Origin of the sequence: Burkholderia sp. Tr-20355, assembly GCF_017104685.1 — a bacterium.
GTDB classification, from domain to species: Bacteria; Pseudomonadota; Gammaproteobacteria; order Burkholderiales; family Burkholderiaceae; genus Burkholderia; species Burkholderia seminalis.
In genome coordinates, this window is sequence record NZ_JAAGPK010000232.1 from 1 (window position 1) to 9,310 (window position 9,310).

Annotated in this window: 7 protein-coding genes and 1 pseudogene; 3 read left to right on the plus strand and 5 right to left on the minus strand. The window is 65.1% G+C overall.

Annotation, left to right across the window (positions count from 1 at the left end; genetic code table 11):
- The first annotated feature begins 8 nt into the window (after window positions 1–8).
- Both G3N62_RS32505 and G3N62_RS32510 read left to right on the plus strand, forming a co-directional pair.
- A complete protein-coding gene (locus G3N62_RS32505; protein ID WP_124671208.1) occupies window positions 9–1,787 on the plus strand; it encodes a Wzy polymerase domain-containing protein in 1,779 nt (592 codons plus the stop codon).
- Window positions 1,788–2,237: 450 nt separating this feature from the next.
- Window positions 2,238–2,588, plus strand: a complete 351-nt coding sequence (locus G3N62_RS32510) for a TonB family protein (protein ID WP_034189070.1) — start codon at window positions 2,238–2,240, stop codon at window positions 2,586–2,588.
- A gap of 181 nt (window positions 2,589–2,769) precedes the next feature.
- Here the strand turns inward: G3N62_RS32510 and G3N62_RS32515 are convergent, their stop codons facing one another.
- From G3N62_RS32515 to moaC, 5 genes are all read right to left on the minus strand, one after another.
- Window positions 2,770–3,219: a hypothetical protein gene (locus G3N62_RS32515; RefSeq protein WP_241013268.1), complete on the minus strand. Its 450-nt coding sequence runs from the start codon at window positions 3,217–3,219 to the stop codon at window positions 2,770–2,772.
- 280 nt (window positions 3,220–3,499) lie between these two features.
- Window positions 3,500–4,660, minus strand: coding sequence for a hypothetical protein (locus G3N62_RS32520; RefSeq protein ID WP_034189109.1), 1,161 nt, complete (start codon window positions 4,658–4,660; stop codon window positions 3,500–3,502).
- Window positions 4,661–4,736: 76 nt separating this feature from the next.
- Entirely contained in the window at window positions 4,737–5,642 is a 906-nt protein-coding gene (locus G3N62_RS32525) for a hypothetical protein (protein ID WP_034189071.1), read from the minus strand.
- Window positions 5,635–8,328 carry a type VI secretion system Vgr family protein gene (locus G3N62_RS32530; RefSeq protein ID WP_124671209.1) on the minus strand — a complete coding sequence of 898 codons (2,694 nt, stop codon included), beginning with the start codon at window positions 8,326–8,328 and terminating at the stop codon, window positions 5,635–5,637. Before G3N62_RS32530 ends, G3N62_RS32525 begins: the two co-directional genes overlap by 8 nt.
- 113 nt (window positions 8,329–8,441) lie before the next feature.
- On the minus strand, window positions 8,442–8,930 hold the full coding sequence (gene moaC, locus G3N62_RS32535; RefSeq protein ID WP_034189073.1) for a cyclic pyranopterin monophosphate synthase MoaC: 489 nt from the start codon (window positions 8,928–8,930) through the stop codon (window positions 8,442–8,444).
- A gap of 178 nt (window positions 8,931–9,108) precedes the next feature.
- Here moaC and G3N62_RS32540 point away from each other — a divergent pair.
- Window positions 9,109–9,310 (plus strand): annotated as a pseudogene (locus G3N62_RS32540) (M48 family peptidase); the annotation flags it as partial.

The window sequence follows — 9,310 nt, forward strand, 5'->3', positions numbered from 1 at the left end:
TTTCGCTCATGCCTTCTACTTTTTCCCGTTCGTTGTCGCTCGTTGCGCTGGCTGTCGCCCTGATCGTGCCGTACGCGATCACGAATCACACGTATCCGATCCCGACCTTCTATTCCGAGTTTTCCGCGCTGGTGCTGTATCTGCTGGTGGGGCTGTCCGTCGTGCTGCTCACGCGCACCGACCGGCCGGCCGAGCCGTTTGCCGCGCCGGCCGCGTTCGTCGTGCCGCTCGGGTTTGCCGCCGTGCTGATCGCGCAGACCGCGCTGATCCCGCTCAAGGTGCCGTCGATGAACTGGCTGGCGGTCGGCTACCTCGCGGCCGCGCTGGTCGCGATGCAGGCCGGGTATGCGCTCGCGCGCGACGGGCTGGCCGAAGCGGTGTCGCGGATGATGGCCGGCGCGTTGATCGTCGGCGGCGTGTTCGCGGTCGGCACCCAGATCGTGCAGCTGTTTCACCTCGAATCGTCCGTTTCGCCGTTCGTCGTGATGTACAACATCGCGGTCGACCGCCGTCCGTACGGCAACATGGCGCAGGCGAACCACCTGGCCAGCTACATCGCGTTCGCGCTCGCGGGTGCGCTGTACCTCGTGCAGACGCGCCGGCTCGCGGTGTGGGCATGGCTCGCGCTGTCGCTGGTGCTGTCGGTCGGCCTCGCGCTGACGGTGTCGCGCGGGCCGTGGCTGCAGGTCGCGGTGATGGTCGTCGCGGGCTTCTGGATGGCGTGGCTCGAATCGCGCCGCGCGCCGGGCAATGCGCGAGCGTGGCTGATCCCGGTCGTGCTCGCGGTCGCGTTCATCGCGGTGAACGTCGCGGTGCGCTGGGCGAACGTGCACTATCACCTGAATCTCGCGGAATCGGCGGCCGACCGCATGCGCGACGCGGGGCAGATCGCGCCGCGCCTCGCGCTGTGGAAGTACGGGCTTGCGATGTTCCGCGAGCATCCGTTGCTCGGCGTCGGCTGGGGCGAATTCCCGTCGCATCAGTTCGCGCTCGTGCGCACGCTCGGCGGCGTCGAGATCGCGAACAACTCGCACGACATCTTCATCGACCTGCTCGCGAAGTCCGGCCTCATCGGCCTCGGCATCCTCGTCGTCACGCTCGTGGCGTGGTTCGTGCGGGCGGTGCGCGCGCCGCAGTCGAGCATGCGCGTGTTCGGCTTCGCGCTGATCGGCATCCTGCTGATGCACGCGCTGGTCGAGTATCCGCAGCAGTACATGTTCTTCCTGCTGCCGGCGATGTTCGTGATCGGGCTGCTCGACGTGAAGCCGTTGCGTATCCTGCCGGGCCGCGCCGCGTTCGGGCTGTTCGCGGTGCTGTCGTTCGGCGGCGTGCTGGCGGCGGTACCCGTGCTGCGCGACTACCAGCGTGCGGAAGTGCTCTATTACGGCAGCGATCCGGCCGCGCAGTACCGCGAGGCGCCGTCGCGGCTGTTCGGCGCGTGGGGCGAGTACGGTGCGGCAACGCTGCTGCCGATTTCGGCGGATGACCTGCCGGCCAAGCTCGCGGCGCACGAGCGCGCGATCGCGCTGCTGCCCGGCGAGACGGTGCTGCGTCGCTACGCGGCGCTGCAGGCGCTGGCGGGCCGCGAAGCCGACGCGCTCGATACCGTCGCACGCCTGCACGTGTTCGCGAAGGAACTGAAGGACTGGCCGCAGCAACTGGCGCTGTTGTACAAGCTTTGCGACCAGCAGCCGGCGCTGAAGACGTTCAAGGCGGCCGTCGTCGCGAAGTACGGGGAAGTGCCGGCCGATGCGGCCGACGATTCGGACGACGACGATTCGGATTGAGGTGCGCCGCGCACGCCGGCGCGTGCCGCAGTGTGATGCAGCGGCGGCGGGCATCGGGCGGGGCGGCCCGGGGAAACGGGACGAACGGGGCGAAGCCCGCCGCATGTCGATTACGTCGCGAATCGTGTGGATTCCGGCTGCATGCGCGCCGATTCGCGTCAACCATTGTCAAATTGCCGCCGTTGACCGGGCGGCGCGTGCACAATGCGCGGAAGCGCTCGCGTGCCCGCGGCCGTCGGGGTTGGCCGGCGGGAAGACAGGCAGCATCCCGGTCATCCGGGAGAGCCGCCGGACAGGATCGCGGCCGAGCATCGTCGGCCGCGCGGCCGTAACGGGGCGCCGGTCCGCTGGCCGCGGCGCAGTGTGACGCACGTGATGCGGCCCGGGGCACGCTTGCGCGGGATGGCGCGTTCGTCCGGAACGGAACAATACCCAGAACGATATTCGACCATGGCTATTCGCTCGACCTACCTGATCCTGCCCGCCGTCGCAATGCTGTTGTCCGGTTGCGCGATGCTGTCGTCGTCGCAGGAAAGCAAGCTGACCTGTCACATCCCGCGCGCCGTCTATCCGGATACCGCGAAGCCGCTCACCCGCCCGGCGACCGTGCTCGTGCGCGCGCTGATGACGACGTCCGGCGAAGCGCAGAACGTCACCGTGACGACGAGCAGCCGCAACGCGGCGGCCGATCGCGCGGCCGTCGACGCGATGACGCACGCGACCTGCGTGCAGACGGGCGCGACCGCGAATCCGTTCCTGCTGACCCAACCGTTCGTGTTCGAGCCGTCACGCGGTCAGTGAAGCGCGGGCAGTGCACGTCGTGCGTCGGCGGCTGCACTGGTTGTGCGTGGCTATCGAAAGTCGATATACGCGGTAGGGGTGCCGAGCGCTCGCGGTTCGTGTGCGCAGCATCTCGGGCGAGCCGTAGCGGGCCGGCTCGCCGTATCGGCGCAGACCGGCCGGCAACGCCTCCAGCACGCGATCAGAAGGTCCGCTTCTTCAGCGTGAATCCGTGCAGCCAGTACAGCGTATTGGTCTGTGCGTCGAAGTAGCCGCCCTGTGCGGACTTGTCGGTCGTTTTATTCCAAGTCTTGCCGGCGTCGGTGCTGCTGAACGTCAGGTCGATCGGTGCGCCGCCGCCGGTACCGCCGCTTCCGGAGTTCGGATCGGTTGCGTGGACGAGCAGGAGGCCGTTGCGACCGATGCTCATACTGGCGAGCGTGAGCTTCTCGTCGAACGTGCGCAGTTGCTGCACGACCTTGGGATGGTCGGTCGTCCACGTGGAAATGGCGCCCGTCCGGTGGCCATTGTCGTGCCCCTTGCCGTTTTGCGGCTCGTCGAGATGCGACAGCGCGTACACTGAATGACGTGATCCCTTCGGCGTGGTGCCGGGCGCTGTGATGACCTGGCCTGGCATCACGGTATCCGTCACGAATGCGTGCTGCCCCCAGTCGAGCCGGTCGACCGAGCTGTGAGCCGGTGCTTCGGCAGTCTGTGCGACAGGGCAGGCGATCCGCAGAGCACCGTCCGGGCCGAGGCTGATTGCATTGAAATTCTGACGCGTTCCGCTGCCGACGTGCGCGTCGGCCGGCGGATCGATCGCTTGCCACGTGTTTCCGCCGTCCGAAGCCCGCCATATGCGGGGCCCCAGCCGGCCGCGGAGCCGACGCCCGAATCGCGACGGGGGCCCCGCGGTAACCGCATCGGGACGGTCAGAACTGCCGCTTCTTGAGCGTATAGGCGACCAGCGAATACAGCGTGTTCGTTTGGGCGTTGAAATATCCTCCCTGAGTCGGTTTCTCCGTGCTCGAGCTCCAGGTCTTTCCCGCGTCGCTGCTGACGAACGTGAGATCGAGCGGTGTGCCGTTGCGGCTGGAGTCGGTTGCGTAGACGAGCAGCAATCCGTCCCGGCCGACGCTCAGGCTATCGAGCGTCAGCTTGTCGTCAAACGTATGCAACTGCTGAACCTGCTCGGGTGCACTGTTCGTCCAGGTGGAAATGGCACCGACGCGTTGTCCTTTGTCGGCGGGATTGCCGGAATTGAGCGGTTCACCGAGGCGCGACAGGGCGTAGAGCGCATAGCGATTCGACGCGACCGGTGACGAGGACAGGTTGACGATCACCTGTTCAGGCAAAACGGCATCCAGGGCGAACGCGGATTGCTCCCAACCGAGCCGATAGACGACGCTTCCGGCGAAAGCGTGCGCGGATTTCTCGACGTGGTATGCCACGCGCAAGGTACCGTCCGGGCCGAGGTCGATGCCGTCAAATGTGCGGCGAGGTTTGCCGGCCTCCGCGGCGCCCGGCGGCAGTTCGACTTCCCGCCACGATTGACCGCCGTCGGACGTGCGCCACACGTGCGGGCCCCAGCCGATCGCATAGCCGCGCTGCGGATCGAGAAACAACAGGCGACCGATGTTCCGGTCTTCTGGCCACGCGAGCTGCACCCAGTCGCGTCCGCCGTTGGATGACTTCCAGAGCTTGGTCACTTGCGGCGTCAGGCCGTCGGCAGGCTGAGGGGACTTGTAGTCCATCCAGCCGGTGCTGATGAATTCGACCGTCCAATCCTTCGCGTGCCACCAGGCGGCGTTCTGGCCTGCCTGGTTGAAATGGCGCGTCATGTCACCGTTTACCGGGCCCCGCCAGAATTCGACCGACGTCCGGTTCAGCGTTTCACGGCTGTCGTTCATCCAGGCTTCGGTCGGCTCGGCCTTTTCCTTGTCCTTCCATTCGGCGTATGGCTTGAAGGTGATTTCAGGATCGCTGATCTTCAGCGTGATCGCCTCGTTTCCCGATATCGCGAAGTCGCCCCCGCCATAGGGCTTGCTGTTCTTCATGAAAGTGTTGGAAACGACCTGCCAGTCATTCGACATATATGAGTACCCGACAATCAATACAATGAGCGCGACTGCCGCACCCAGCGACAGCTTCAGGAGTTTTCTCGTCATTTCATTTCGGCATCAGTTTTTCGATTGCCTGTGCAACAGGGTCGATGACATGTTCGTTGACCGCATCACCTGCTTTTTTCGCGTATTCCACGGTATTGTCGACGTATTGTTTGCCCACGCCGACACCACTGTCGAATGCTTGGTAGAGCGTTCTGACATCCCCCCATTCCTGAGTGTTGGGTTGCTTCAGGATATAGAACATATCGACAGGCCCGAGCCCGGCCAGACCACCGTCGAGATAGGCGAGAGGATGGGTCTTGAACGCGTATGTCTTGAACGTTTCGTCGTCCAGTTCGAGCGTGTACTGCGGCACGTTCATCACGCAGGCGCCGCTGTTCGGCTTCTTGCCCCTGATGGAAATGGTGTCGCCACGCATGTTCTGCTGCAAACCCTGTTCCAGATAGTGCTGCAGGAACCAGCGTGCGCTTGCCAGCCATGCCTTGCCTTTGTCGCTCAACTCTGGAAGCAGGTATTTACCGTAATTCGAGCAGTAGTAGTAACCATAGCTGACATAGTATCCCGGCGGCTTATGTCCGCACCCGATATGACGCATCATGAAATTACCGTGGCGTGACCAGTCGGAATCAGTGCTTGCGGCTTCTATCAGATTCTCCCGCCGATGCAGCAACTCACGGGCAACTTTCGTGTCTTTCCACGGATCCCATGACGTGGCGAATTTCTTGACGGTCGCCCAGATACTCGATTTGCTGACCTTTTCGACCGTTTCCCAGTACTCGCCATGCAGTGGCCGGTAGTAGTATGGACAGGTTCCGATAATGGAATCGGCCGCCGGCGTTACGTGCTTGTCGCAGATGTTGATCTGCACCTTCGGCCGATCCTGATATCCCGTCGGGGTTAGCATCCCCGCACCGGTGCCGAGCACCTTCTCCTGTTGTCCGTCAGCCATTCGATTTCCCTAGAAACTTGACGACGACGTCATGCGGCACGTGGCTCTGCGTGAGCCCGGTTTCGCCTGCCGCGTTGGTGACGCCTTCCGAGAGCAGCTTGCCGTTCGAGAACATCTGGTACCGCGTGTTCGCGACCGGAATGTCGGTGCCGGCCCAGTGCGCGATGAAGGCCTGGTCGTAGTTGCCGGACGAGTTCGGCAGCGTCGGCATCGTTTGCGACAGGTGCGTGGAGCCGCTGAACGCATGCTGCGCGCCCTTGATGTCGATCGTGCCGGGCGCGTGCACCTCGATGTTGCCGTCCGCGATGCGGATGTAGGCGCCGCCGGACGTCAGTAGGATCTCCTTTGCCGCGGCGCCTTCGATCGATTGCGTGACGGCGATCAACTTCAGCGCCTTCTGCGCGGTCAGCTCGATGTTGTCTGCCTGCGCCTGCACTTCGACCTTGCCCTTGCCGGCGAACAGCTTGATCCCCGCGTTCTGCGCGAACAGACTAATACGGTCGAGGACACTCGCGATCAGCGATTTCCCGGCGGCGACGTGCGTGCTTTGCCCGCTGACGAGGTTGATGTGCTGGTCCGCGGCAAGTTGCGCGGACTGCTGCGTGGACATCCCGATGCCGGCTGGGCTGCCGAACAGCATCACGGGCTCCTTGAACGCATTGGCGCTGCCGGTCCCGCCGCCGGCGGTTCGGCCGCCCGACGTGCCGCCGCTCACGCTGTTCTGCGTCGCGTCGGTGAACTGCTTGAGCGCCGAGTGGCCGGGGGCGAGCGACTCGCCCTGATGCTGCGCGCTGACTTCCGACATGGCCTCCATCAGGCCTTCCGCCCTGACGAGCTGCTGCTGCGTCTCCTGGACGTCGAGTGGCTGGCTCGCCGGCGGTTTCGGATACGTCGTGACGTACAGGCCGCGGTTCGCACGAACCGCACCAAATGCGTCCGAGCGCAGGTCGAAGCCGCTGCCGAGATAACTGCCGCGGTTGTTGCCCGTGTGGTCGATCAGGTAGCCGAGATGCAGATGCGCGTTGGTCTGGCTGCTGTACAGGTGCGCGCGGTTCTGCGAGGTCGCATCGTCGAGCACCAGCTGGTTGTAGCCGGCACCCGCGTATTCCTTCGACCGGTATCCGGACAAGATGCCGTTGCTGTGCCACTGCGGGCTCGTCGCGCCGTTGTACAGCTTGCCGACGACGATCGGGCGATCGCAGTCGCCGCCGAGGAAATCGACCAGCACTTCCTCGCCGGCGCGGTGCGGGTGGACGGCGCCGTAACCGTTGCCCGAGTCCGCCGTCGCGGCGCGCAGCCAGCACGACGCTCGCTCGTCGCCGTCGTTTAGGCGGTCCCAGTGGAAGCGGACCTTGACCCGGTTGAGCTCGTCGGTGTGGACTTCCTCGCCTTGCGGCGCGACGACGATCGCCGATTGCAGCTGCATCGGCGGTTTCGCATGCTCGAGCGGGCTGCGGAACGGGATGGTCGTGCGCTGTACTTCGACGCTGACCTGGAAAAAGCCCTCGCTGCCGTCGGAATGGCGAACGCGCGATGCGTCGCCGGCGCGTGCCTGCGTGATGCCGTCGACTTCGGCCCGCAAGCTATGCGGGAATGTGGCATGGGCGCTTCCGTCCGCGACAGGCAGGTTGTTGACGATGACCCACGCCGTCTCGATTACAGCGAATTCGCGTTGGCCGGCGTCGTCCTTGTCGTGTTCGGGGTGTTCGGTGAACTCGAACGTACGTCCCGCGTCCATGCGCCGCACGCCGCCGACACCGTGAAAGCGCTTGGCGTGCGATTCCTGCTCTTCCATCCAGATCTTCGACAGATGGTCGCCGCGTGACTGCTCGGGATACGTGTAGGCACCCGTATATTCGTAGACTTCGAGCTGCGGCGGCAAATCTCCCTGGTTGGCGATCGTCGGCGTATGGGTGGCTTTCGGATTCGACGCGGTGGGCGGCTGCTTGTAGTCGAACGTGCGCGTGGTGCGCGCGACGCTTCGCAGCGTGCGCGTACCGGTGAACTGGACGAGCGTGTCGGCTTCGTCGCCCATGCCCGCGTGATGAAAGCGCACGGTTCGCGGCGACAGCGCGGGCAACGCGTCGATGCGATCGACGATGACGAGCCGGTGCGACTTGCCGTCCTTGTCCTGTTCCCAGAAACCGTACAGGCCTTCCGATTCCATCAGGCGATGCACGAAATTCCAGTCGTCCTCGTGTTGCATGCAGAACGAGCGAGACGGCAGCGGCTGGTAGAGCTTGAACGTGAAGCGGCCTTTGGCCTGCGGGTGCTGGTTCAGCACGTCGGCGATGATGTCGTCCGCCGAGCGGTTCTGCCAGATGCGCTGGTCGCGGCGGAACTTCAGGAAGTGGAGGAACGACGCAAAGGCGATCTGATAGTGCGTGACGCTGCTGTCCGAGCCGAGTCGGCGCGCCGCATGCACGTAGCCGTTGTGCGGCGCGTACGACCGATCGGTCTGCTGGATCCACAGCGTCACCGGCTGCGCGATCAGTTTCTTGAGTTCGAGGTTATCGGATACCGACACGGTATCGACGGTGAACTCGAAATGGCGTCCGAGCCGTGATCGCCCCGTGACGCGATGCGGCAGCAGGACGTCGGGGCCGAGCGGAGTATCCAATTTGACCAGGCGCTCATGCTGGACCGGTCCGGCCAACAAGGCGCTTCTTAACGCTTGCGAATTCATCACCAGTGCTCGCTTTTGTTGTGCTGGTTCGCACGCTCTCTCGTGCGGAATCCGGTAATTGTATGAGATAAGCGGTTTTATCTCGCAATAACGGGCAGGCGGCGCCCGGGCGCTCACTCCGCCGCGTCTCCCGCCTTCCAGTCCCCCGACTTCCCGCCGCGCTTCTCGCGCACGCTCACCTCCGTGATCACCATCCCGCGATCCACCGCCTTGCACATGTCGTAGACGGTCAGCAGCCCGACCTGCACGGCGGTCAGCGCTTCCATCTCGACCCCGGTGCGGCCGAACGTCTCGACCTGCACGACGCAGTGGACGCCCGGCAGCGCGTCGTCGAGTTCGAAGTCGACGGCCACGCGCGTCAGCGCGAGCGGGTGGCACAGCGGGATGAGGTCGGCCGTGCGCTTGGCGCCCTGGATCGCCGCGATGCGTGCGACGCCGAGTACGTCGCCTTTCTTGGCCTTGCCGTCGCGGATCAGCGCGAACGTGGCCGGCAGCATCCGGATCGTGCCGCGCGCGATCGCGATGCGCCGGGTTTCCTGCTTGTCGCCGACATCGACCATGTGCGCATGGCCGGCGGCATCGAAATGGGTGAGTCCTGACATGTCATGCTCCGTCTCAACGGGCGCTTATCATAGCAGCGGCGTTCGCGTCCTCGGGGGCGCAGATGGCGCATGCGTGGCACGGGACAGTGGCCGCCGCGCCGGTACAATGACCCGAATATTCAGACCAGACGCCGCGATGCGCGCCGGGCGCGCGGGACGGCGTCGTTTTCATCCTGCCATGCGTGTCAAACAGTTGCTTGCCGTGTCGCTGTCGGCCGCGCTCGCGCTGCCGCCGGGCGGCCATGCGCAGAGCACGCCCGCGCCCCCGCTCGAGCCGGCGACGGGCGGCTCCCCGGCGATTTCCACCGTGCCGTCCGGCATCGCGACCGGCGTGTTCGGCACGTACGGCGGCGCGGAGAGCCGGTCCTCGGGCGCCGGCG